Origin of the sequence: Cryobacterium sp. PH31-L1, assembly GCF_030063145.1 — a bacterium.
Lineage (GTDB): Bacteria > Actinomycetota > Actinomycetes > Actinomycetales > Microbacteriaceae > Cryobacterium.
The window spans coordinates 876,394-899,593 of the sequence record NZ_JASISM010000001.1; the positions used below are offsets into that span (position 1 = coordinate 876,394).

Annotated in this window: 20 protein-coding genes; 17 read left to right on the top strand and 3 right to left on the bottom strand. The window is 66.0% G+C overall.

What is annotated here, in order from left to right; genetic code table 11:
- The first annotated feature begins 9 nt into the window (after positions 1–9).
- The 7 genes from QMF22_RS04255 (at position 10) to pheT (ending at position 8,705) form a co-directional block, all read left to right on the top strand.
- Positions 10–1,461, top strand: a complete 1,452-nt coding sequence (locus tag QMF22_RS04255) for an MFS transporter (protein ID WP_349357070.1) — start codon at positions 10–12, stop codon at positions 1,459–1,461.
- Between the two features lie 131 nt (positions 1,462–1,592).
- Positions 1,593–2,381 carry an amino acid ABC transporter ATP-binding protein gene (locus tag QMF22_RS04260; protein ID WP_283450688.1) on the top strand — a complete coding sequence of 263 codons (789 nt, stop codon included), beginning with the start codon at positions 1,593–1,595 and terminating at the stop codon, positions 2,379–2,381.
- A gap of 51 nt (positions 2,382–2,432) precedes the next feature.
- On the top strand, positions 2,433–3,305 hold the full coding sequence (locus QMF22_RS04265; RefSeq protein WP_283450690.1) for a glutamate ABC transporter substrate-binding protein: 873 nt from the start codon (positions 2,433–2,435) through the stop codon (positions 3,303–3,305).
- 138 nt (positions 3,306–3,443) lie between these two features.
- Complete coding sequence (locus QMF22_RS04270) at positions 3,444–4,091, top strand: amino acid ABC transporter permease (RefSeq protein ID WP_283450692.1); 648 nt, start codon at positions 3,444–3,446, stop codon at positions 4,089–4,091.
- Positions 4,088–5,002 (top strand): amino acid ABC transporter permease, encoded by a 915-nt coding sequence (locus QMF22_RS04275; protein WP_283450694.1) that lies wholly within the window; start codon positions 4,088–4,090, stop codon positions 5,000–5,002. The genes QMF22_RS04270 and QMF22_RS04275 overlap by 4 nt, the downstream gene beginning before the upstream one ends.
- 20 nt (positions 5,003–5,022) lie before the next feature.
- Positions 5,023–6,081 carry a phenylalanine--tRNA ligase subunit alpha gene (gene pheS / locus QMF22_RS04280; protein ID WP_283450696.1) on the top strand — a complete coding sequence of 353 codons (1,059 nt, stop codon included), beginning with the start codon at positions 5,023–5,025 and terminating at the stop codon, positions 6,079–6,081.
- Entirely contained in the window at positions 6,081–8,705 is a 2,625-nt protein-coding gene (gene pheT, locus QMF22_RS04285; protein ID WP_283450697.1) for a phenylalanine--tRNA ligase subunit beta, read from the top strand. Before pheS ends, pheT begins: the two co-directional genes overlap by 1 nt.
- 601 nt (positions 8,706–9,306) lie before the next feature.
- On the opposite strand, the gene QMF22_RS04290 is transcribed toward pheT, so the two are convergent.
- A complete protein-coding gene (locus QMF22_RS04290) occupies positions 9,307–10,308 on the bottom strand; it encodes a hypothetical protein (RefSeq protein ID WP_283450698.1) in 1,002 nt (333 codons plus the stop codon).
- Between the two features lie 483 nt (positions 10,309–10,791).
- On the opposite strand from QMF22_RS04290, the gene argC reads away from it, so the two are divergent.
- The 8 genes from argC (at position 10,792) to QMF22_RS04330 (ending at position 19,578) form a co-directional block, all read left to right on the top strand.
- Complete coding sequence (gene argC / locus QMF22_RS04295) at positions 10,792–11,853, top strand: N-acetyl-gamma-glutamyl-phosphate reductase (protein WP_283450699.1); 1,062 nt, start codon at positions 10,792–10,794, stop codon at positions 11,851–11,853.
- Positions 11,850–13,031: a bifunctional glutamate N-acetyltransferase/amino-acid acetyltransferase ArgJ gene (gene argJ / locus QMF22_RS04300; RefSeq protein ID WP_283450700.1), complete on the top strand. Its 1,182-nt coding sequence runs from the start codon at positions 11,850–11,852 to the stop codon at positions 13,029–13,031. The genes argC and argJ overlap by 4 nt, the downstream gene beginning before the upstream one ends.
- A 2-nt stretch (positions 13,032–13,033) precedes the next feature.
- A complete protein-coding gene (gene argB, locus QMF22_RS04305) occupies positions 13,034–13,948 on the top strand; it encodes an acetylglutamate kinase (RefSeq protein ID WP_283450701.1) in 915 nt (304 codons plus the stop codon).
- On the top strand, positions 13,945–15,126 hold the full coding sequence (locus tag QMF22_RS04310) for an acetylornithine transaminase (RefSeq protein ID WP_283450702.1): 1,182 nt from the start codon (positions 13,945–13,947) through the stop codon (positions 15,124–15,126). Before argB ends, QMF22_RS04310 begins: the two co-directional genes overlap by 4 nt.
- 106 nt (positions 15,127–15,232) lie before the next feature.
- Entirely contained in the window at positions 15,233–16,162 is a 930-nt protein-coding gene (gene argF, locus QMF22_RS04315) for an ornithine carbamoyltransferase (protein ID WP_283450703.1), read from the top strand.
- 181 nt (positions 16,163–16,343) lie between these two features.
- Positions 16,344–17,543, top strand: a complete 1,200-nt coding sequence (locus tag QMF22_RS04320; protein WP_283450704.1) for an argininosuccinate synthase — start codon at positions 16,344–16,346, stop codon at positions 17,541–17,543.
- A gap of 8 nt (positions 17,544–17,551) precedes the next feature.
- Complete coding sequence (gene argH / locus QMF22_RS04325; protein ID WP_283450705.1) at positions 17,552–18,982, top strand: argininosuccinate lyase; 1,431 nt, start codon at positions 17,552–17,554, stop codon at positions 18,980–18,982.
- Positions 18,982–19,578, top strand: a complete 597-nt coding sequence (locus QMF22_RS04330) for a DNA-3-methyladenine glycosylase (RefSeq protein WP_283450706.1) — start codon at positions 18,982–18,984, stop codon at positions 19,576–19,578. The genes argH and QMF22_RS04330 overlap by 1 nt, the downstream gene beginning before the upstream one ends.
- On the opposite strand, the gene QMF22_RS04335 is transcribed toward QMF22_RS04330, so the two are convergent.
- Together QMF22_RS04335 and QMF22_RS04340 are read right to left on the bottom strand one after the other, a co-directional pair.
- Positions 19,575–20,174 (bottom strand): hypothetical protein, encoded by a 600-nt coding sequence (locus QMF22_RS04335; protein WP_283450707.1) that lies wholly within the window; start codon positions 20,172–20,174, stop codon positions 19,575–19,577. The two genes, QMF22_RS04330 and QMF22_RS04335, sit on opposite strands and share 4 nt — an antisense overlap.
- On the bottom strand, positions 20,171–20,788 hold the full coding sequence (locus QMF22_RS04340) for a DNA-binding protein (RefSeq protein WP_283450708.1): 618 nt from the start codon (positions 20,786–20,788) through the stop codon (positions 20,171–20,173). The genes QMF22_RS04335 and QMF22_RS04340 overlap by 4 nt, the downstream gene beginning before the upstream one ends.
- Positions 20,789–20,932: 144 nt before the next feature.
- On the opposite strand from QMF22_RS04340, the gene tyrS reads away from it, so the two are divergent.
- Entirely contained in the window at positions 20,933–22,234 is a 1,302-nt protein-coding gene (gene tyrS, locus QMF22_RS04345) for a tyrosine--tRNA ligase (protein ID WP_283450709.1), read from the top strand.
- Positions 22,235–22,461: 227 nt separating this feature from the next.
- The gene (locus QMF22_RS04350) at positions 22,462–23,001 is read left to right on the top strand and encodes a GNAT family N-acetyltransferase (RefSeq protein ID WP_283450710.1); all 540 of its coding nucleotides are present in this window, start codon (positions 22,462–22,464) and stop codon (positions 22,999–23,001) included.
- Positions 23,002–23,200 lie beyond the last annotated feature (199 nt).

Sequence of the window (23,200 nt, forward strand, 5' to 3'; positions counted from 1 at the left end):
GGTGCACCCATGACCCAAACGAACGACCTGCGCGAGACCGTCGCCGCACGGCCCCCGGCGAAATCCGCCACCATGGCCGGCCGGCAAAGACTAATTCTGCTGCTGCTGTTGACCGCCAGCTTCACGCTCGCCGTCGACTTCTCCATTCTCAACGTGGCGCTGCCGGCCATTGGCGCCGAGATCGGCTTCGGACTGGACACCCTGCAGTGGGTGGCCACATCGTTCGCACTGTGCGCGGCCGGGTTCACGCTGCTCTTCGGCCGCGTCGGAGACCTGGTGGGCCGCCGCCGGCTCTTCGTACTGGGCATGGCGCTGCTCGGCATCGGCTCGCTCATCGGGGGACTGGCCACGACACCCGCGCTGCTGCTCATCGCGCGGATTCTGCAGGGACTGGCCACGGCCGCCGTGGTCCCTGCCGCGCTGTCCCTGCTCACGACTTCGTTCCCCCAAGGGAAGCTGAGGGAGAAGGCACTGGGGCTCAACGGCGCCCTGATGGCCGCCGGCTTCACCACCGGAGCGATTCTCGGTGGCGTGCTGACCGACCTGCTGTCCTGGCGCTGGGCGTTCTTCATCAACATTCCCATCGCCCTGGCTGTCGTTGTGCTGGCACCCCTGGTAGTGGCCGAATCGCGACCGGCCAATCGATCAAGAATGGACATTCCGGGAGCGATCACGGTTACGGCCGCGCTCCTCGCGCTGGTCTACGGACTGTCCTCAGCCGCCCAGACGTCCTGGACTCACCCGGTGACCGTGGGGTCGCTCGCAGTCGGCGCCGTGCTCCTGGTGGCTTTCTGGGCAGTCGAACGCGAGGCGGAGCATCCGCTGGTAGCATTTGCCGTTTTGCGACGCAGCACGATTGCCTGGGGCAACATCGCCGGCATTCTCGCCTTCGTCACGGAGACCTCCCTGGTGTTTCTGCTCACGCTCTACCTGCAGAAAACGCTGGGCTATTCGCCCCTGCTGGCCGGTCTCTCCTTCGCCGTTCTCGGGATCGGGACCGTACTCGGCGGAATCGTTGGCCCTCGCATCATCGGTCGCTGGGGCACGAAGACGTCGATCGTGTGGGGCTTTGTCGTTCAGTCTGTGGCCACCGGATCCCTGCTGTTGCTCAGCACGAACGGAAGTTCCATAGTGCTGCTGCTCATCGCCACCTTCGTGGGCGGTGTGGCCAACCTGGTCGTCATCGTCGGGTTCATGGTCACCGTGACCTCTGGCATGCCCGACCGAGAGCAGGGACTGGCCACCGGCCTCGCGACCATGAGCCAGCAGGCAGGCATCACGATGGGTATCCCCATCATGAGCGCGATCGTCGCGGCGCGGGTTCACCGGCTCGGAATCGAGACTCCGGCGACGGTACTCGACGGCGTGCTCGGTGCCATCGTCGTCAACGCGGCGCTGTGCGTCGCCACGGCGCTCGCGGTCGCGATCTTTTTACGCATACCAAACCCACCGAAAGTATGAACTCTCCCCGTCAGTGAGCGGATGCTGACCCGCTATCTACCACAGATCGTCACGGCCCGGACTGTTACAAATGCGTTACTGTCCGGGCCTTTGGCGCGACGAGACGCGTGTTCTGACCTAAGTTGGGAGGTATGGAGCCATCAGATTCGTCCCCGGCTACGTCGAACATCACCGTCCGTCGGGGTGAACCGCTAGTCGTCGTCAAAGACATCAACAAGCACTACGGAGAACTGCACGTTCTCAAGAACATCAACGCCGTGGTCAACCGCGGCGAGGTGGTCGTAGTCATCGGACCGAGCGGGTCGGGTAAGTCGACTCTGTGTCGGGCCATCAACCGTCTCGAGACCATCGATGACGGCATCATCACCATCGACGGCGTCAAGCTGCCGGAAGAGGGTAAAGCCCTCGCCACTCTGCGCGCCGACGTCGGAATGGTGTTTCAGGCGTTCAACCTGTTCGCTCACAAGACCGTGCTCGAGAACGTCACGCTCGGACCGATCAAGGTGCGCGGCCTGAAGAAAGCCGACGCCGAGAAGAAGGCGATGGCCCTGCTCGACCGCGTCGGAGTCGCCAATCAGGCGCAGAAGATGCCCGCGCAGTTGTCCGGTGGCCAGCAACAGCGCGTCGCCATCGCTCGTGCTCTCGCCATGGATCCCAAGGTCATCCTTCTCGACGAGCCGACCAGCGCCCTCGACCCGGAGATGATCAACGAGGTGCTCGAGGTGATGGTCGACCTCGCCAACGACGGTATGACCATGATCGTCGTCACCCACGAGATGGGCTTCGCCCGCAAGGCCGCAGACCGCGTCATCTTCATGGCGGAGGGCGAGATCGTGGAGGAGACCACTCCCGAGGAATTCTTCACCAACCCCCAAAGCACGAGAGCGAAAGACTTCCTCTCCAAAATACTTGCCCACTAATCGGTGGGCAGGGTTTACACAGCAGCAGTACCAGCAATCAGGAGAAAAACCATGAGACTCAAAAAAGGTCTAGTGATTTCGGCCGTTGCGATCGCAAGTGCGCTCGTGCTCAGTGGCTGCGCGGACTCGGGAGCCCCCACCGATGCCGCCGCCCCGGTGGAGACGGACGTGTCGTTCGCCGAGGGAAGCACCATGGCCCGCCTGGCCGACGCCGGTTCCATCAACATCGGAACCAAGTTCGACCAGCCGCTGTTCGGCCTGCTCGGCCCCAGCGGCGAACCCGTCGGCTTCGACGTTGAGATGGGCAAGCTCATCGCGGCCAAGCTCGGCATCCCAGCCTCGGGCATCAACTGGACCGAGGCCGTTTCGGCCAACCGCGAGCCGTTCATTGAGAACGGCCAAGTCGACCTGGTGATCGCGACCTACACGATCAACGACACCCGCAAGGAGGTCGTGTCCTTCGCCGGACCGTACTACTCCGCCGGACAGGACCTGCTCGTACTCGCGGGCAACCCCGACAAGATCACCGGTCCCGAAGACCTCGCCGGCAAGAAGGTGTGCACCGTGAGCGGTTCCACCTCGGAGAAGAACATCGCCGAGTTTACGACCGATATCATCGCCTCGGACACCTATTCCAACTGCCTCGGCCCGCTTCGCAGCGGCGAGGTCGCCGCGGTGACCACCGACAACGTGATCCTGGCCGGCCTGGCCGACCAGAACGCCGGTGAGTTCGAGGTCGTCAACAACGCATTCACCGAAGAGCCCTACGGCATCGGCCTCGCGCACGACGACACCGAGTTCCGCAACTTCATCAACGACGTCCTCGAAGAGTCCTATGCGGACGGAAGCTGGGTCTCGGCTTGGGAATCCACCGCGGGCACCGTGCTCGACACTCCCACCCCGCCGGCGGTCGACCGCTACTAGGTCGAACCTGGCACATCAATAAGCAGTGCGTCGCTAATCAGTATTGATCCGTGGCGCCCCGTCCTAGGACGGGGCGCCACGGTGGCCACCAGCATGTTCCAGCCCGACCACAGACAGACAAAGACGAGGAGGTGAGTTGTGGACGCAGTCATCGACAACCTGCCGCTGTTCCTGGAAGGCTTCCGGAACACCCTGGGCCTGCTTCTCATCGCCGGAGTCGGCGCATCCACTATCGGGCTGGTTGTCGCAGCGATGCGCATCTCGCCGATCTCGTCATTTCGTGTGTTCGCAACCGCTTACACGGAACTTGTTCGCAACACCCCGCTGACGCTCGTGCTGTTCTTTTGCGCCTACCTCCTGCCCCTTCTGGAGTTCAGCCCTGGGTACTTCCAGCTGGCGGCCATCGGGCTCACGGTGTACACCTCTCCGTTCGTGGCCGAGGCACTTCGGTCCGGCGTCAACGGCGTACATGTGGGGCAAGCCGAAGCTGCACGCAGCGTGGGCCTGACCTTTGGACAGACCCTCACGTTCGTGGTGATGCCGCAGGCTATCCGTATGGTGGTGCCACCACTAATCAATGTGCTCATCGCTCTCACCAAGAACACGTCGGTCGCCGGTGCGTTCTTCGTCTTCGAACTGTTCGGCGCCGCTCGCAAGGTCACCAATGACCGCGGTGATGCCGTCATCCCGATTTTGCTCGCAGTCGCAGCGTTTTATCTGGTCATCACCATTCCTCTCGGCCTGATTGCCGGCAGGATCGAGAAGAAGGTGGCGGTGCTCCGATGAGTTCTGTACTGTACGACGCCCCCGGACCGAAGTCCCGGGCGCGATCGCGTCTCATTTCCATTGTCGGCACGATTATCTTGGCCGGTGGCTTACTCGCCCTGATTGTGGTGCTCGGCCTGCCCAAGACCAGCGCTAACGGGGCCGTGCAGCCGGGCCTCTGGGATATCAGTCGCTGGGACGTTTTCAACGACCTTCTGGTCTGGCGCACCCTCGGATTGGGTGCACTCGCGACCCTGCGCATGGCCGCGGTCGCCGCCGTCTTCGCGCTGGTGATCGGAGTGCTGTTCTCCTTCGGCCGGTTGTCGGCATCCGCTTGGATCCGGGTGCCCACCACGGTGTTGCTCGAATTCTTCCGCGGTATGCCCGTGCTGCTCATGATGCTGTTCATCCTGCTGGTGTTCTCCACCGGATCGTTCTGGGCTGGTGTGGCCGCCCTGTCTGTCTACAACGGTGCCATCATCGGTGAGGCGCTCCGTGCCGGGATCAACGCACTGCCGAGGGGGCAGCGCGAAGCTGGACTCGCTATCGGCCTGACCCCGGTGGCCACCCGGTTCCGCATCGAGTTCCCGCAGGCCTTTCGCCAGATGTTGCCGATCATCATCGCCCAGCTGGTCGTGCTGCTCAAGGACACGTCGCTGTCCTTTATCGTGGGCTACAACGAACTTCTCCGCTCCGGGCTGAACCAGCTCGCCAACTTCTTCGGCGAACAGTACAAGTTCTCGTTTTTCTTCATTGTGCTCGCCATCTATCTGGCCATGAACCTGTCGCTGTCCTGGCTGGCACGCAGAATTGCCAAGCGCACCGGCCCGCAGGCCGGCAGCGTCACGAAGGACGACTCCGCGCCTCCAATTGACCCAGTGCAGGCCGACCCGCGCATTTTGGGTGCCCAGAGCAGAAGCCAGGGAGCCTGAGGCAGGTAAACTCAGGGACTGTGTCTGATCCCGCTGGTCCCATCGACCCACCCGCCATTACCGAAGAGGCAGTGAACGCCGCGGTTGACGCCGCACTGGCCGCCATCGCTGTAGCCGCAACGACCGCCGCGCTCAAGCTCGTACGCAGCGAGCATGCGGGTGAGGCTTCGCCGCTGTCGAAGCTCAATGCGCTCATGCGCAGCGTGCCCGGCAACCAGAAGGCCGCCGCCGGCAAGCTCGTCGGCCAGGCTCGCGGCGTCGTCACCAAGGCGCTGACCGCTCGTGAAGACGAGATCGGCACAGCGGAAGCTGCCGCGCGGCTGCTCGCCGAAACGGTGGACGTGACGGCAGCAGCATCCGCTTGGAAGGCCGGGGCGCGGCATCCCATTTCGCTGCTCAGCGAACGAGCTGCCGACGTCTTCGTGGCCATGGGCTGGGAAGTCGCCGAAGGGCCGGAGCTCGAAAGCGAATGGTTCAACTTCGACGGACTCAACTTCGACGAGGACCACCCCGCCCGGGCAATGCAGGACACCTTCTTCGTCGAGCCGACGGATGCCCACCTCGTCTTGCGCACGCAGACCTCGCCTGTTCAGCTGCGCGCGTTGCTCAGCCGTGAGCTGCCGGTCTACGTCGTCGCGCCCGGGCGGGTGTTTCGCACCGACGAACTCGACGCCACGCACACGCCGGTGTTCCACCAGATCGAGGGCATCGCCATCGACAAAGGCCTCACCATGGCCAACCTGCGTGGCACCCTCGACCACTTCGTCAAGGCACTGTTCGGTCCCGAAGCCAAGGTGCGCCTGCGCCCGAACTACTTTCCGTTCACCGAACCGAGCGCCGAGCTCGACGTCTGGCACCCCACCTTCAAGGACGGTGCCCGCTGGATCGAGTGGGGCGGCTGCGGCATGGTGCACGCGAATGTGCTGCGCTCGGCCGGAATCGACCCCGACGTGTACTCCGGGTTCGCGTTCGGAGTGGGCGTTGAGCGAGCAGTGATGTTTAGAAATGACGTAAAGGACATGCACGACATGGTCGAAGGCGATATCCGGTTCAGCCAGCAGTTCGGGATGAACCTCTGATGCGGGTGCCACTGAGCTGGCTCGGTGAATTCGTCGACCTCGCGCCCGGCACCACGCCGGAAGACGTGCACGCCGCGCTCGTGAGCGTCGGGCTCGAAGAAGAAGACATCCACCGCTTCGAGATCTCCGGCCCGATCGTGGTCGGCGAAGTACTCGAATTCGTCGGTGAAGAGCAGACCAACGGCAAAACCATCAACTGGTGCCAGGTGCGCGTGGCGCCCGACGGTGAGCTCGCCGCCGACGGCGGTCCGGACATCCACGGCATCATCTGCGGCGCGCACAACTTCGCCGTCGGCGACAAGGTCGTCGTGACCCTGCCAGGCGCCTCGCTGCCCGGCCCGTTCCCGATCGCGGCCCGCAAGACCTACGGACACGTCTCCGATGGCATGATCGCCTCGGCCCGTGAACTCGGCCTCGGCGACGAGCACGACGGCATTCTGCTGCTGAAATCTCTTGGTATCGACGCGCCGGTGGGAACGGATGCGATTCCCCTGCTCGGCCTGGACGACAGCGCCGTCGAGATCAACGTCACCCCCGACCGCGGCTACGCCTTCTCCATTCGTGGCGTCGCCCGCGAATACTCGCACGCGACCGGCGTGCCGTTTCGCGATCCCGCACTGGCCCTCACCGTCGTGGCCCCGGTCACCCGGTTCCCGGTCACCATCGACGACCAGGCTCCGATTCGGGACCGGATCGGCTCGACCGTGTTCGTGACCCGCGTCGTGCGCGGCGTCGACCCCACCCGGCCGACCCCGGCTTGGATGATCGCCCGGCTCGGGCTGGTCGGCATTCGATCGATCTCGCTCGTCGTCGACGTGACCAACTACGTGATGTTCGAGCTGGGCCAGCCGCTGCACGGCTACGACCTCGACAAGCTTTCCGGCGGCATCATCGTGCGGCGCGCGACCCCCGGCGAGAAGTTCACCACGCTCGACGCGGTCACCCGCACGCTCAATGTTGAAGATCTGCTGATCACCGACGAATCCGGGCCGATAGGACTGGCCGGCGTGATGGGCGGGGCGAGCACCGAAATCACCGCGCAGACCGTCAACGTGCTGGTCGAGGCCGCCAACTTCGACCCGGTTTCGATCGCGCGCTCGGCCCGCCGCCACAAGCTGCCGAGCGAGGCGAGCAAACGGTTCGAACGCGGCGTCGACCCGCAGGTTGCTGCCGCTGCCGCCGCCCGCGTGATGCAGCTGCTGGTGGACCTCGCCGGGGGAGTCGCCGACGACCTCGGTTCGGTGTACGACATGACGACCGCACCCGTTCCGATTGTGTTGCCGACCGGATTCGTGTCGGGCCTGATCGGCCTGAACTATACCGGCGACGAGGTGCGCGATGCACTCGTCGAGGTCGGTGCTTCCCTGCACGATGTCGGCGGCGTGCTGCAGGTCACGCCCCCGACCTGGCGCCCCGACCTCACGGACAAGTGGACCCTCGCCGAGGAGGTCGCCCGCATCGTCGGATACGACCGCATCCCCTCGGTGCTGCCCGTCGCCCCGCCCGGCCGTGGCCTGACCCGCACGCAGACGCTGCGGCGCACGGTCGCGCAGACCCTTGCGGCCACCGGTCACACCGAGGTGCTGACCTACCCGTTTGTGTCGGAGAAGGCGAACAACCTGTTCGGTATGCCGGTTTCGACCGCTGTCGTGGGTAGCGAAACGGATGCCGACGGTGGCGTTGCCGAGGCGAGCGCGGCATCCGCTGTGCGGGTGCCGGTTTCGCAAATGAAGGTCGTCAACCCGCTCGACGGTGAGGCGCCGTTCCTGCGCACGTCGATTCTGCCGGGCATGTTGCAGATCGCGCACCGCAACCGTTCTCGCGGGCTGGTTGACGTCGCCATCTATGAGCAGGGTCTGGTCTTTCGGCCCGAAGCCGGCGTCACCTACGGAACGGCCGTGCTTCCTGCCGGGGCAGCGCGTCCGAGCACCGAGCAGGAGGCAGCGCTGAACGCGGGAATCGTGCCGCAGCCGCTCCTGGTCGGGGTTGTTCTGGTGGGCAATGACGTGCGGCACCAGCCGGGCCTGCCCGCTGTGGCTGCCGGCTGGCAGTCGGCGCTGGCCACCGTGCAGCAGGTGGCGCTGGCCACCGGTGTGCGCATCGAGGTGCGCCAGGGCGTGCACCCGGCGATGCACCCGGGCCGGACCGCCGAACTATTCGTGACCGCCCTGGGTGCCGCGACCGCTGCTGCTTCGACGGTAACGGTCGGATTCGCCGGTGAACTGCTGCCGACCGTCGCCGACGACTACGACCTGCCCGCCGTCGTCGCCGTCGCCGAGATCAACCTGGGGCTCGTCTTCGCACAGGCCGACGCGGATCTCACGGTCACGCCGATCCGCACGATGCCCGCCGCCACGCAGGACCTGTCGCTCGTCGTCGCGGCCTCCGTACCGGCTGCTGCCCTGCGTGGGGCCGTTGCCGAGGGTGCGGGTGCGCTGCTCGAGAGCATCGAGCTGGTGGACGACTACCGGGGTGCCGGCGTCGAATCCGGCCGGAAGTCGCTCACCTTCGCGCTGCGTTTTCGCGGCGAAGAGCGCACGCTGACCGCCGCCGAGGCGAGCGCCGCCCGTCTGGCCGGCGTGGCCCTCGCCGCCGACCGCTACGGGGCCACCCTGCGCGAGTAGCGCTGGTGCCTGTGCCTGTGCCTGTGCCGCCCGCGGGCAGCGGGTGCCGCGAGTCGCTCGATCAGGGGCGGCCCGCGGCATCCGCTCGTCGTGGCACTGGCTAGAGTCGGTGGCACTCGTTGGTCGGGGTGCCGCGAACTCTAACGAGTGCCGCGAGGCGCGCCCTGCAGCCCGGCGACCTGCCTCTGTGGGGATGGCGTGCGGCATCAATTCGTTGGGGCACCCTTTAGCGATGGTGGCACTTCTACGTAGGGGTGCCGCGAACGTCAAGGGGTGCCGCGAACGTCATCGGCTGCCCGGAACTTCCGTGCGCCACAAACGCCGTCGAGTCCGGTCGGCGGGCTACCTGACCCTTTGGGCCAGGTCCGTAGACACCCGCTGCTCGTGGCACTCGTTACAGTCTGGGGCTCGCGTTGCAGGGGTGCCGCGAACTCTAACGAGTGCCGCCAACTTCGTCGAGTGGCCGCAAAATTACCGTGCGCCACAAACGCCGTCGAGTGCGGCTGGCGGGTGGACGGCCTCTGCAGGGCGGCTCGCGGCATCCGTTGCTTGCGGCACTTGTTAGATACCAGGGCACTCGTTGGTAGGGGTGCCGCGAACTCTAACGAGTGCCGCGATGGGCGGGAACGGCGCGCGGCACGCCCTTCTCGAGCAGAAACCGGTAGAAGTCCGTGGAGTTGAGGGCCAGATTCCAGCCCCATCGATCGAAGCTACCAACGCCGGGGCGAAGGAGGCTCTCCCGATCCTTCTCGGCCACGACCACCTCGACCACGTCCTTTTCGTTCATGACTGCCGCGCGGGTGTACTTGATGTGCCCGTCGAACTCACCGATCTTGCGCACGTCTCGCCAGAAGAAGTCGACATAGAACGTGCGGCCAGCGACATCGAATCGCACCTGCAATTCGGGAATCTGGAACCCCAGTTCCTCGAAACGCACTCGACTGAGCGACTCGCCAGCGTTGGCCGACAGGCCGTTGGCGAACGCGATGGCCCGTTCGGCGGCGTGCCGCCCGGTGCGCGGGTTCACCAACTCCAGCTCGGTCAGGAGCGACGCCTTCGTGATTGGCGGCGCACCCGTGGTGTACTCGCCGGCTGCGCCCGTGTTCTCCCGATTGAGCGCATGGTCGATCATGGTCACGCCGGTGAGGAGACTGCACCCGGCGGCCATGTCGATGAGGGTTCGAGACAGACTGGTCACCGCAACACCGGAAATGAACGTCGAGTTCGGATCGGCCACGGCTCGGTGAGAGGTCAGTAGTCGATGACTGCTCCCGCCTCGGGCGTCTGGCAGGAGGGCATGCACCGTAGTAGGCCACTTGCCGATGAGCGGGAGGCCATGTAACACCGCCGCCGAATGATGCGACAGCACGAGTTGTCGCTCCGCCGCGGCGGCAGTGGCGCGAACGAATAAGCGGTACTTCCCGTCGGGTCCCATGGCCTGCCATTTCGAGCCGAGGGTGTACCAGCCGCGTCGCAGGCGCCTGAGCTCGCCGCGCTGCACGAGGGCAGCGACGGCATGCTCATTCAGGCCCGCAAAACGGAGAGCTTCCGCGGTGATCAGCCCATCGCCGAGCACGTCCTGCATTCCCAGGGTCTCCAACATGTGCCCAGCCTTCCGCGGGATCGGATGCCGTGTTCGCGTGGCGTGACATCTGTGGAGAACTGGCTGAGGGCGTCCGCTGGGGAGGAGCGGGCTCGCCGCGCCCGCGGCAGTGCTCGGAGATGGAGGCACCGGTAGGTAGGGGGGCCGCGAACTCTAACGAGTGCCGCGACGGGGACGGGGACAGGTGACGCGGCGCTTGGGTAGTGGATGCCGTTGGCCGACCTTTCGGGCTGGCCCGCGGCGTCCGCTCCTCGCGGCACTCATCGGCGATGTGAGCACTCCTAGGTAGGGGGCCGCGAACTCTAACGCGTGCCGCGACGGGTGCTGCGGGCCTGTGCTGCGCCCGCGGCACCCTTTGACGTTCGGTGCACTCGTTGGTAGGGGTGCCGCGAACTCTAATGGGTTTCGCGACGTGGGAGCTGGCGCGTGACGCCGCGTAGCGGCGCGGAAACGGTGCCGCCGGGGCCGCGCTAGGTTTAACACATGGTTTTTTCGGTGGCAGTGGCGGGCGCGAGTGGGTATGCGGGCGGCGAACTGCTGCGGCTGCTCGCCGGACACCCCGAATTCGAGGTGCGCACGGTCACCGCGCACAGCAACGCCGGGCAGCGCCTAATCGACGTACAACCCTCGCTGCGTTCCCTCGCCCACCTGACCCTCGTCGACACGACCCCCGAGAATCTCAGCGGCCACGATGTTGTGTTCGTGGCCCTGCCGCACGGAAAATCAGGCCAGCTCACGGCCCATCTGCCCGCCGAAACGCTCGTGGTGGACTGCGGGGCCGACCACCGCCTCGAGAATTCCGACGACTGGGCGGCGTTCTACGGCGGCGACTACTTCGGTGCCTGGACCTACGGGGTTCCGGAGCTGCCGATGGCGAACGGCAAGCAACGCGATCATATCGTCGGCGCTCGCCGCATCGCCGCCCCCGGCTGCAACGCCAGCACCGTAGCCCTGGCGCTCGCCCCCGGCATCCACGCCGGTGTGATCGAGGCGCGAGACCTCGTGGCCGTGCTCGCGGTCGGTCCGAGCGGCGCCGGCAAGAGCCTGAAAGTTCCTAACCTCGCGGCCGAGATACTCGGCTCGGCCAACCCGTATGCCGTCGGCGGTACGCACCGGCACATCCCCGAGATCGTGCAGTCGCTGCGCTGGGCCGGAAGCCAGGCATCCGCTCTGTCAGGCGACGCCACCATCTCCTTCACCCCGGTGATCGTGCCGATGTCGCGCGGTATCCTCGCGACGTCGACCGCCCGCCTGGTGCCCGGAACGACCGCCGCCGCCGTGCGAGAAGCCTGGGCAAGCGCCTACGCCGACGAACCGTTCGTGCACCTGCTGTCCGAAGGCCACTTTCCGCGCACGGCCGACGTGCTCGGCGCCAACACCGCCCTGATCGGACTGGCCGTCGACGAAGCAGCCGGGCGGGTCGTCACCATCACCGCGATCGACAATCTCGTCAAGGGCACTGCCGGCGCTGCCATCCAATCCGCCAATATTGCCCTCGGTTTGACCGAAACACTCGGTCTGACCATGAATGGAGTTGCTCCGTGAGTGTCACCCTTCCCGCCGGTTTTGCTGCTGCCGGTGTCACTGCCGGCCTGAAGAAGTCCGGTGGGCTCGACCTCGCCCTCGTACAGAACCTCGGCCCGCTGCAGAACGCCGCGACCGTGTTCACGAGCAACCGCTGCCAGGCCAACCCCGTCATCTGGAGCACCCAGGTCATGAGTGATGGCCAGGTCAGCGCGATCGTGCTCAACTCCGGTGGCGCCAACTGCTATACCGGGAGCATCGGCTTTCAGACCACGCACGCCACCGCCGAAGCGGTCGCGAAGCGCCTCGACATCTCGTCCGGCGACGTTCTGGTCTGCTCGACCGGCCTGATCGGCGAGCAGCTCAACCTCGACCTCGTCAGCGCGGGCGTCTGGGACGCCACCCTCGCCATCAAAACGGATGCCGCCACCACGCCCGCCGCCGGCCTCCTGGCCGCGCAGGCCATCATGACCACCGACACCCGACCGAAGCAGGCGGCACACACTTCCCCGGCCGGCTGGAGCATCGGTGCCATGGCCAAGGGCGCCGGCATGCTCGCACCGGGACTGGCCACGATGCTCGTCGTCATCACGACGGACGCCGTGCTGGACTCGGACGAGCTCGACACGTCGCTGCACGCGGCCACCAGGGTCACCTTCGACCGCCTCGACTCCGACGGCTGCATGTCGACCAATGACACCGTGAGCCTGCTCTGCTCCGGGGCCAGCGGTGTTAGCGCCGACCTGGCCGAATTCTCCGCCGCGCTCGTCGAGATCTGCCGCGACCTCACTCTGCAGTTGCAGGGAGACGCGGAGGGCGCCGCGCATGACGTGGCGATCACCGTCACCAACGCGCTCTCCGAAGACGAAGCCGTCACGGTGGCCCGCGCGGTCTCCCGCAGCAACCTGTTCAAGTCGGCCATCTTCGGCAACGACCCGAACTGGGGCCGCGTGCTCGCCGCAGCCGGAACAGTCCCGGTCAAGGACGCCGCTTTCGACCCCTACGGAATCGACGTCGCCATCAACGGTGTGCAGGTGTGTACCGCGGGGGAGCCCGACCAGCCGCGCGACCTCGTCGACCTCACGAAGCGCGCCGTCACCGTGCTGATCGACCTGCACGCCGGCAACGAAACGGCCACACTGTGGACCAATGACCTCACCCACGACTACGTCGAAGAGAACAGCGCGTACTCGAGCTGACCATGACCGAGACACCCAGAACGAAGCCCGACGAGACCAGCCAGGCCGAAGCATCCGTTAAAGCGGCGACGCTGATCGAAGCGCTGCCCTGGCTCAAACGCTTTCACGACCAGATCATCGTCGTGAAGTTCGGCGGCAACGCCATGGTGAGCGAGGACCTGCAACGGGCCTTCGCAGAGGATATGGTCTACCTACGTTACGCCGGCATCCGCCCGGTCGTCGTGCACGGCGGCGGCCCGCAGATTTCGGCCATGCTGAAACGCCTCGGTATCGAGAGCGAGTTTCGCGGTGGCTACCGAGTGACCACGCCCGAGGCGATGGACGTGGTGCGTATGGTGCTCACCGGCCAGATCAACCGGGACCTGGTCAGTCACATCAACCAGCACGGCCCCCTCGCTGCCGGGCTCAGCGGTGAGGACGCCGGCCTGTTTCGCGGGCGGCGCCGTGGCGTGGTTATCGACGGCGAAGAGGTCGACCTCGGCCTGGTCGGTGACGTCATCGGCGTCGACCCCGAAGCAGTGCTCGCCCAGCTCGCCGCCGGACGGATCCCGGTGATCTCGTCGATCGCACCCGATACGGATGTTCCCGGCCAATCCCTGAACGTCAACGCCGACGCTGCTGCCGCCGCCCTCGCAATCGCGCTGGGCGCGGCCAAGCTCGTGATTCTGACCGACGTCGCCGGGTTGTATCGGGACTGGCCGAACCGGGATTCGCTGGTGTCGATCATTGACGTGGCCGAATTACGAGGTCTGCTGCCCGAGCTGGAATCGGGCATGATTCCCAAGATGACGGCCTGCCTCGACGCTGTCGACGGCGGAGTCGCCAAGGCCGCGATCATCGACGGGCGAGTGCCGCACTCGATCCTGCTCGAAATTTTCACTGGAAGCGGCATTGGCACGGAGGTAGTACCGGCATGACCGACCAACCCTGGCAGAATCGCTTCGCCGACGCGATGATGAAGACTTTCAGCCCGCCGCTGGCGATGCTTGTGCGCGGTGAGGGCTGCTACGTCTGGGATGAAAAGGGCACCCGGTACCTCGACTTTCTGGCCGGCATCGCCGTGAATTCGCTCGGCCACGCCCACCCCGAGGTCGTCGCTGCCGTCACAAAGCAGATCGGCACGATCAGCCACGTCTCCAACTATTTCGCCACCCCGCCGCAGATCGAACTGGCTGAACGCCTGAAGCGCATCACCGGAGCCGGCGAAGCCGGACGGGTTTATTTCTGCAACTCGGGTGCCGAGGCCAACGAGGCCGCGTTCAAGCTTGCGCGTCTCAACAACAAGGGCCACCGCAGCCGCATCATCTCGCTGCACGACTCCTTTCACGGTCGAACCATGGGCGCACTCGCCCTCTCCGGCAAGCCACACATGCGGGAGGCGTTCGAACCCGTGCCCGGCGGTGTCGAGCATATCGACAGCACGATCAAAGCCCTCGAGGCGACCATCGACAACACCGTCGCCGCCCTGTTCCTCGAACCGGTCAAGGGCGAGGCCGGCGTCATCGACCTGCCCGACGGCTTTCTCAAACGCGCCCGCGAACTCTGCACGGAACACGGCGTGCTGCTGATCATCGACGAGATCCAGACCGGCATCGCCCGCACCGGTGCGTGGTTCGCCTACAACCACGCCGAGATCCTTCCGGATGCCGTCACCATCGCCAAGGGCATGGGCGGCGGTGTTCCCATTGGCGCGCTGGTCACCTTCGGCTGGGCGTCCGACCTGTTCCGGCGTGGCCAGCACGGCTCGACCTTCGCCGGCAACCCGCTCGTCACTGCGACCGCGAACGCCGTGCTCGGCGTGATCGAACGCGACGACCTCGCGGCAAACGCCGCTATGCGCGGCCAACAGCTGCGCGAGATCATCCTCGGCTTCCACTCGCCGCTGATCGAGGAGGTACGCGGGCGCGGCCTGCTGCTCGGCGTCGGCCTGACCGAACCGGTCGCGTTGAAGCTCGGCGCGGCCGCCCTGGCCCAGGGCCTCATCGTCAATGCCGCCAACGAGACCAGTATTCGCATCGCCCCGCCGCTGATCGTGGGCGACGGTGAGCTCGCCGACTTCCAGGAGCGGTTCGGGCGCGCTCTCGCCAGCCTCTAGGCTGGACGAATCCCACTTTGCGCCGGTCTCGTGCCGGCGTGGAGCGTCTAGTGGGGGGAGCGGCATCCGCTCTGCCAATGAAGTACCGACAACCGAAAGTGACACCGTGACCCGCCATTTCCTGCGCGACGACGACATCTCCCCGGCCGAACAGGCCGAGATTCTCGATCTGGCCCTGGAGCTGAAGCGAGACCGATTTGCGGTGCGCCCGCTCAAAGGCCCGCAGACCGTCGCGGTCATTTTCGACAAGTCGTCCACCCGTACCCGGGTCTCCTTCGCCGTCGGCATCGCCGACCTCGGAGGCAGCCCTCTCATCATCAGTACCGCGAACAGCCAGCTTGGGGGCAAGGAAACCGCGTCCGACACCGCCCGCGTGCTCGAACGCCAGGTCGCCGCGATCGTCTGGCGCACCTACGGCCAGGCCGGGCTTGAAGAAATGGCGCTCGGCACCACGGTGCCGGTCATCAACGCGCTCAGCGACGACTTCCATCCCTGCCAGCTACTCGCCGACCTGCTCACGATTCGCGAACACCGTGGCGATCTGGCGGGCCAGACCCTCGCTTTTCTCGGCGACGGCGCCTGCAATATGGGTCAGTCCTACCTGCTCGCGGGTGCTACCGCCGGTATGCACGTGCGCATCGCGTCACCGGTCGGCTACACGCCCACCGACCAAGTCGTAGCGGATGCGACGGCCATCGCCGCGCGCACCGGCGGCTCGGTCGCCTTGTTCACCGACCCGCGTGAGGCCGTCACCGGAGTCGACGTGGTTATCACCGACACCTGGGTGTCGATGGGTAAGGAAGAGGAGAAGGCCGCGCGGCTCGGTGACCTGGGCCAGTACCGGGTCGACGCCGAGCTCATGGGCCTGGCCAAGCCGGGCGCGCACTTCATGCACTGCCTGCCGGCCGACCGCGGCTACGAGGTGACCGCTGAGGTCATCGACGGACCGCAGAGCATCATCTGGGACGAGGCGGAGAACCGCCTGCACGCCCAGAAGGCCCTGCTGGTCTGGCTGCTCGCGCAAAACGCCGCCTGACCGGCCGAGCATCCGCTCTCATTCTTCTTGACCGGGCCCGGGCCCGGAAACTGGGACCACGATAGATCATGGGCCCGCTTTCCGGGACCGGGCCCGGGCAGAGTGAGAGAACAGGGCGGGCGACCGGGGGGTGGCGGCCCAACACGTAAACTTTAGACAGATCAAGATTTTAGGGAGAACCATGGCGGAACGCGTTGTACTCGCATACTCGGGTGGACTGGACACCTCGGTCGGTATCGGCTGGCTCAAGGATGCCACCGGCAAAGAGGTCGTAGCCCTCGCCGTCGACGTCGGACAGGAGGGCGAAGACATGGACGTGATCCGTCAGCGAGCCTTGGACTGCGGTGCCGTCGAATCCATCGTCATCGATGCCAAGGACGAGTTCGCGAACGACTACATTGTGCCGACGCTCAAGGCAAACGCCCTGTATCAGAAGCGCTACCCGCTGGTCTCGGCCATCAGCCGGCCGCTGATCGCCAAGTACCTCGCCTCAACGGCCATCGAGCTCGGCGCCGACAGCGTCGCCCACGGCTGCACTGGCAAGGGCAATGACCAGGTGCGGTTCGAAGCCGCCGTCGCCGCCCTCGCCCCCGAGCTGACCTCGCTGGCTCCGGTGCGTGACTTCGAGCTCACCCGCGACAAAGCCATCGAGTACGCCGCCAAGCACGACCTGCCCATCGCGCAGTCCAAGAAGAGCCCGTACTCCATCGACCAGAACGTCTGGGGTCGCGCCGTCGAAACCGGATTCCTCGAAGACCCGTGGAACGCGCCGATCGAAGACCTCTACACCTACACTCAGGACCCCTCGATCACCCGCGCCCCGACCGAGGTAGTCATCAGCTTCGAACAGGGCGTGCCGGTCGCCATCGACGGCAAAAAGGTCTCCCCGCTGCAGATGATCCAGCTCATGAACCGTCTCGCCGGCGACCAGGGGGTCGGCCGCATCGACATCGTCGAAGACCGTCTGGTCGGCATCAAGAGTCGCGAGATCTATGAAGCCCCCGCGGGAATGGCGCTTATCGCCGCCCATGAAGAGCTCGAGAACATGACGCTCGAGCGTGACGTTGCCCGTTACAAGCGCGGTGTCGAAAGCAAATGGGCGGAGCTGGTCTACGACGGCCTCTGGTTCTCCGGATTGAAGAAGAGCCTCGACGTGTTCATCGAGGACACGCAGAAGTACGTGACCGGCGACATCCGCTTGAAAATGCATGCCGGCAGCGCCGTCGTCACGGGCCGCTCGAGCACGACCAGCCTGTACGACTTCAACCTCGCCACCTACGACACCGGTGACTCCTTCGACCAGACCATGGCCAAGGGATTCATCGAACTGTGGTCGCTGCCGAGCAAGGTCGCCGCACGCCGCGACGCTGCCGCGAAGTAGGGCATCGAGTGTCGAGTGAGAAAAACCGCGCCGGCCGAGCTGGCGCCCTCTGGGGCGGCCGTTTCGCCGGGGGACCGTCGCCGGAACTGGCGCGGCTGAGCAAGTCGACCCAGTTTGACTGGATGCTGGCCGAATACGACCTGCAGGGCAGCCGGGCACACGCGCGGGCCCTCGCCGCGGCCGGATATCTCACCGACACCGAACTGACCCAGATGGTCGGCGCGCTCGAAGAACTCGAGCGCGCCGTCGTCGCCGGCGATTTTCTCCCGGCCGAAGCCGATGAAGACGTGCACTCCGCCCTCGAACGTGGACTGATCGACATCATCGGCGTCGAGGTGGGCGGCAAGCTGCGCGCTGGCCGCAGCCGCAACGACCAGGTCGCCACGCTCGTGCGCATGTGGCTGCGTGATCACGCCGCCATTCTCGCTTCGCTCGTGATCGAGCTCATCGACGCCCTTGCCGCCCAGGCCGAAGCGCACGAGGACGCCATCATGCCCGGCCGAACCCACCTGCAGCACGCCCAGCCGGTGCTGCTCGCGCACCACCTCCTGGCGCACTGCTGGCCGCTCGTGCGCGACCTCGACCGCTTCGCGGACTGGGGCAGAAGAGCGGATGCGTCGCCCTACGGCTCGGGTGCCCTCGCCGGCAACACCCTCGGTCTCGACGCACAACTCGTGGCCACCGACTTGGGCTTCGCGGCCGTTGTCGAGAACTCCATCGACGGCACGGCCAGCCGCGACCTGGTCGCCGAATTCGCCTACATCACCGCGCAAATCGGCATCGACATGTCCCGGCTGGCCGAAGAGATCATTCTCTGGAACACCCGCGAATTCGGTTTCGTCACCCTCGACGACGCCTATTCCACCGGATCCTCGATCATGCCTCAGAAGAAGAACCCCGACATCGCCGAGCTTGCCCGCGGCAAATCCGGCCGCATGATCGGCAACCTCACCGGGCTGCTCACTACGCTCAAGGGCCTGCCTCTGGCCTACAATCGCGACCTGCAGGAAGACAAGGAGCCCGTCTTCGACTCCATCACCACCCTCGAAGTGCTGCTGCCCGCGTTCACCGGCATGGTCGCGACCCTCACCTTTCACACCGAACGGATGGCCGAACTCGCGCCCCAGGGCTTCTCCCTCGCCACCGATGTCGCCGAATGGCTGGTCAAACGCCATGTCTCGTTCCGTGACGCGCACGAAATCACCGGTTCCCTGGTGAAGTTCGCCGAGACCAACGGACTCGATCTGCACGAGGTGAACGACGCTTCCCTGCTCGCGATCTCGCCGCAACTCGTTCCCGAGGTGCGCGAGGTGCTGACCATTCGCGGATCGGTCGACAGCCGTGACGGCGCCGGCGGCACCGCCCCGGTGCGGGTCGCCGAGCAGCGTGCGAACCTGGTCAACCGGGTACGCGACCTGACGGCCGCGCTCAGCCGGTAGTGACGTTCGCGCCGAGCCTGCTGGAGCGACCCGCCCTCGAGGTCGCCCCGCTGCTGCTCGGCGCGGTACTGACCCGCGGGGCGGTCTCCGTGCGCATCACCGAGGTTGAGGCGTACCTCGGCGAGATCGACCCTGGTTCGCACGCCTTTCGCGGTCGCACACCCCGCACGCAAACAATGTTCGGCCCGCCCGGGCATCTCTACGCCTATTTCAGCTACGGCATGCACGTCTGCGCCAACGTCATCTGCTCGCCGGACGGTGAGGCATCGGCCGTGCTGCTGCGCGGCGGCGAGATCGTGGCGGGAATCGACGAGGCCCGCTTTCGCCGCCCCACCGCGAAAACGGATGCCGAGCTCGCGCGCGGTCCAGCCCGGCTGACCAAGGCCCTCGGAATCGTGCTCGGCGACGACGGCGCCGATTTGAGCCTGGCGCCGTTCGACCTCGATCTGCCACTGCGGCCGTCTGAGTTCGCGACCGGGCCACGCACCGGGGTGAGCGGCCTCGGCGGGGGAAGCGAGTACCCGTGGCGGTTTTGGGTGCCGGGGGAGGCATCCGTCTCGCCATATCGGCGATCAACCCGGCAGGCGCGTCGCTAGACCAGAGCCATCGGCACGAGGGCGGCGCAGGCGCAGGCCCAGATGAGGCTCGACAGGGTGCCGATGATGAACCGCTCGCGCGATTCGGCCGCGGCGAGCTCGGTGAACCGGCCGACACCCTTGATGGCGACGACGATGGCGATGGCCTCGGGGAAACCGGCGAGGATTGCGCCAGCTACAGCCAGCCGTTCCAGGATGCCGATGGTCACGCCGCCGCGCAGCACCTCCTGCGTCTCAGGGTCACTGACCCCGGCCATGCTGGGGGCCGGTTTGCCGGCGTTCAGCACCATGATTCCGCCGTGCTGGCCAGGTGGAACCGAGTTGTTGGTGGCGAGATCGAGGGCGAGCACCGCGACCGGGCCGCCGCCGATCACTGCGAGGGCCAGCGCGAGCAGGTCGAGCACGATGCCGAAGGCGCTGGGGCCGGGGCCCATGGGGACCGCGGCGAGCACGAGGGCAAGGGCGAGTGTGGCCATGGCGGCGATCGCGTAGAGCTGGCGGTGCAGTTTGAAGGCGATCGCGGCGCAGGTGAGCGAGGCGAGGGTGACCAAAATCAGGGCGACCCAGTACAGAAACGTCAGAGCGGTGAAAGTCATAGGGTTTCCGATTCGTTCGCGTCGCGGTCGAGTTGCTCTAGCAGCCTAACCAAGGCCGGCCGCGCTGCCTGCTCGACCCGGTACTGCGCAGCCTTGATCCGCTGGCTCACGGCCCCGGTCGTAATTCCAAGCCGTGCAGCGATGTCGGTCTGGGCCAGCCCGCTTTCGAATAGGTCGCCGGCCTCCCAGCCCTGGGGGGTACGGCGTTGACGCAGCAGCAACAGCATGGTGACGAGTGCCTCGATACCCGGGGCCGCAGCATCGGCTGGACTGACCTCGAGCGCAAAGTGCGCCTCGGTTCGCTTCGCACGCACCACGGCATCGCGGGCCGCGATGAACGCACCGCCGGTGGCCTGCCGGGTCGACGCCGGCAGGGGAATGCGCACGCTTCCCACGCCGAGCCCGACGCTCCAATGACCGGACCGATGCAGCGCGAGAATGGTGGAGAGCGTCGGCCCGGCCGCCGACACGAGCAGCTGAATCTCATCGCCGGCGGTCTGGTCGGGCGGCAGGCTGAAGGCATCCGGATTCTGCGCCAGAAGTCGGGCGATCATCTCCCGCGCACGATCGTGATCGTTGCGGCTGTCGATCTGGTCAGCGGTGATGACAAACATGGGTGAGGCTCCGTCCTGCATTCAGTCTAATTAAGCCCACAGGCTAAATCAATCTCAATATAGGCTTTAGGCTGAATCAACCTGCGAGGAGAGCGGATGCTGCCGCCGATTCAGCGAGGCGGCCCCGGCTGGTAATCTGAACGCGTGTCAGACCCCACCATTCTTGCCCAGCAGACCAATGATCCCTCCTTCGATTCCGTGTGGGAGGAGATCAACTGGCGTGGCCTCGTGCACGTCTCCACCGATGAGACCGAGCTCAAAGCGCTGCTCGATGGTGACCCGATCACCTATTACTGCGGATTCGACCCGACCGCGGCGAGCCTGCACCTCGGCAACCTGGTGCAGCTGCTGCTGATGCGGCGCTTGCAATTGGCTGGGCATCATCCGCTGGGATTGGTCGGTGGCTCCACTGGACTCATCGGCGACCCACGCCCCACCGCCGAGCGCACGCTCACCCCCACCGATACCGTCGCCGAGTGGGTGGGCTACCTGCAGGCGCAGGTCTCACGCTTTCTCAGCTCCGAGGGCGACAACGCCGTCACGCTGGTGAACAACCTGGACTGGACCGCCCCCTTGAGCGCGATCGACTTCCTGCGCGAAATCGGCAAGTACTACCGCGTGGGCACCATGCTCAAGAAGGATGCCGTCAGCGCGCGTCTCAATTCCGACGCCGGTATCAGCTACACCGAGTTCAGCTACCAGATTCTGCAGGGCCTGGACTACCTTGAACTGTTCCGCAGCTACGGCTGCGTGCTGCAGACCGGTGGTAGCGACCAGTGGGGCAACCTCACCAGCGGAACCGATCTCATCCGTCGCGCCGAAAGCGGCACCGTGCACGCCATCGGAACGCCGCTCATCACCAACAGTGACGGCACCAAGTTCGGCAAGAGCGAGGGCAACGCCGTGTGGCTCGACCCGAACCTCACGAGCCCGTACGCCTTCTACCAGTTCTGGCTCAACACCGACGATGCCGACGTCGTCTTTCGGCTCAAGGTGTTCACGTTCCTCTCGCGCAGTGAAATCGAGCGGTTCGCCGAACTCGTCGAAACCGAACCGTTCCGCCGAGAAGCGCAGCGCCGGCTCGCGCTCGAGGTGACCAGCCTCGTTCACGGCCAGGCGGCGACGGTTGCTGCCATCCACGCCGCCGAGGCACTGTTCGGGCAGGGCGACCTGGCCGAACTCGACCCGGACACCCTGGAGGCCGCGCTGCGCGAACTTCCGCACACAACGACGGCACCGCACGCGACCGTGCTGCAGCTGCTCGTCGACACTGAGCTGTCGAAGAGTATCGGTGATGCCCGGCGTGCGGTGCAACAGGGCGGGGTCTACCTCAACAACGAGAAGGTCACCAGTGTCGACCTGACCATTGAAGGGTCGGTGCTGCCCGGGGGAGTAGCGGTGTTGCGCCGCGGCAAGAAGACTCTCGCGGGTATTTTCGTCGAATAGTTGTTTGGCGGGGTGCGGCGGCGGCAGGGTCATCCGCTCCTCGCTCAAACATTGAGGGGTTGCGGGGACCACCGCGAAAGGCGTGCGGCGGCCCCCGCAACCCCTGAAAACTCGCAACCCCGCGGAAAACCCCGCCGCCGCCGCGCGCTCGGGGAGTGGAAGCCGTCTTTGGCTGGAGAGCGGGGCGGTAGTAGGGGGCGGGCAGGTGCGGGTGGCAAGATGTCGACGTGGAAACTCTTCGAACCGAACGCCTGCTGCTGCGCCCCTGGACCCTTGATGACACCGACTTCGTTTTCGGGCTGTATTCGCTGTGGTCCGTGCAACAACACATCGGGCTGCATCCGCGGGTGATGACCGACCGCGCCGAGGCGATCGCAGTGATCAATCGCTGGCAGGGAATGGAACATCCCGTTCATGCCATTCGGGCGGTCACGGATGCCGACACCGGCGAAATCTTCGGAAACCTGCTCCTGAAGTCCATTCCGGCGTCGAGCCCGGTGACGCCGCTCGTGCCGTCGGGGGATACCGAGATCGGCTGGCACTTTCACCCGAACGCCTGGCACCACGGCTACGCGACTGAAGCGGCATCAGCTGTGTTGGCCGAAGGCTGGAAGACGGGACTCGACCGGGTGGTGGCGGTGACCACGCCGAGCAACCGTCCGTCGCAGCGCGTGTGCCTGCGTATAGGCATGACACACAAGGGTAGAACGGACCAGTATTACAACTCCGTGAGCGAACTCTTCGTGGCGTTCGCCCCCGAGTCCTAACCCGGCAGCCCTAGCTAGTCCGCGGTCCCTGGCCCGCGGTCCCGAGTTCGTGGCCCGGTGCGGGGGGGGGGGGGGGGGGGGGGTGTCCGGCCCGGCGCCCGCAAAAGGGCCCAGTTCGATTCTTGGGGCCCCGACCGACAGGTGGGCCCCGGCGGGGGGGGGGGGCCCCCCCCGGATGTAGTGGGACATTTATAGCGCG

What these genes read in the sequence shown, in the direction of transcription:
- QMF22_RS04310 (WP_283450702.1), top strand. Translation starts at nt 13,945, where the DNA reads ATGACCGACCAACCCTGGCAGAATCGCTTCGCCGACGCGATGATGAAG.
- QMF22_RS04260 (WP_283450688.1), top strand. Translation starts at nt 1,593, where the DNA reads ATGGAGCCATCAGATTCGTCCCCGGCTACGTCGAACATCACCGTCCGT.
- QMF22_RS04290 (WP_283450698.1), bottom strand. Translation starts at nt 10,308, where the DNA reads ATGTTGGAGACCCTGGGAATGCAGGACGTGCTCGGCGATGGGCTGATC.
- argC (WP_283450699.1), top strand. Translation starts at nt 10,792, where the DNA reads ATGGTTTTTTCGGTGGCAGTGGCGGGCGCGAGTGGGTATGCGGGCGGC.
- argB (WP_283450701.1), top strand. Translation starts at nt 13,034, where the DNA reads ATGACCGAGACACCCAGAACGAAGCCCGACGAGACCAGCCAGGCCGAA.
- QMF22_RS04340 (WP_283450708.1), bottom strand. Translation starts at nt 20,788, where the DNA reads ATGTTTGTCATCACCGCTGACCAGATCGACAGCCGCAACGATCACGAT.
- QMF22_RS04335 (WP_283450707.1), bottom strand. Translation starts at nt 20,174, where the DNA reads ATGACTTTCACCGCTCTGACGTTTCTGTACTGGGTCGCCCTGATTTTG.
- QMF22_RS04255 (WP_349357070.1), top strand. Translation starts at nt 10, where the DNA reads ATGACCCAAACGAACGACCTGCGCGAGACCGTCGCCGCACGGCCCCCG.
- QMF22_RS04320 (WP_283450704.1), top strand. Translation starts at nt 16,344, where the DNA reads ATGGCGGAACGCGTTGTACTCGCATACTCGGGTGGACTGGACACCTCG.
- QMF22_RS04265 (WP_283450690.1), top strand. Translation starts at nt 2,433, where the DNA reads ATGAGACTCAAAAAAGGTCTAGTGATTTCGGCCGTTGCGATCGCAAGT.
- QMF22_RS04275 (WP_283450694.1), top strand. Translation starts at nt 4,088, where the DNA reads ATGAGTTCTGTACTGTACGACGCCCCCGGACCGAAGTCCCGGGCGCGA.
- pheT (WP_283450697.1), top strand. Translation starts at nt 6,081, where the DNA reads ATGCGGGTGCCACTGAGCTGGCTCGGTGAATTCGTCGACCTCGCGCCC.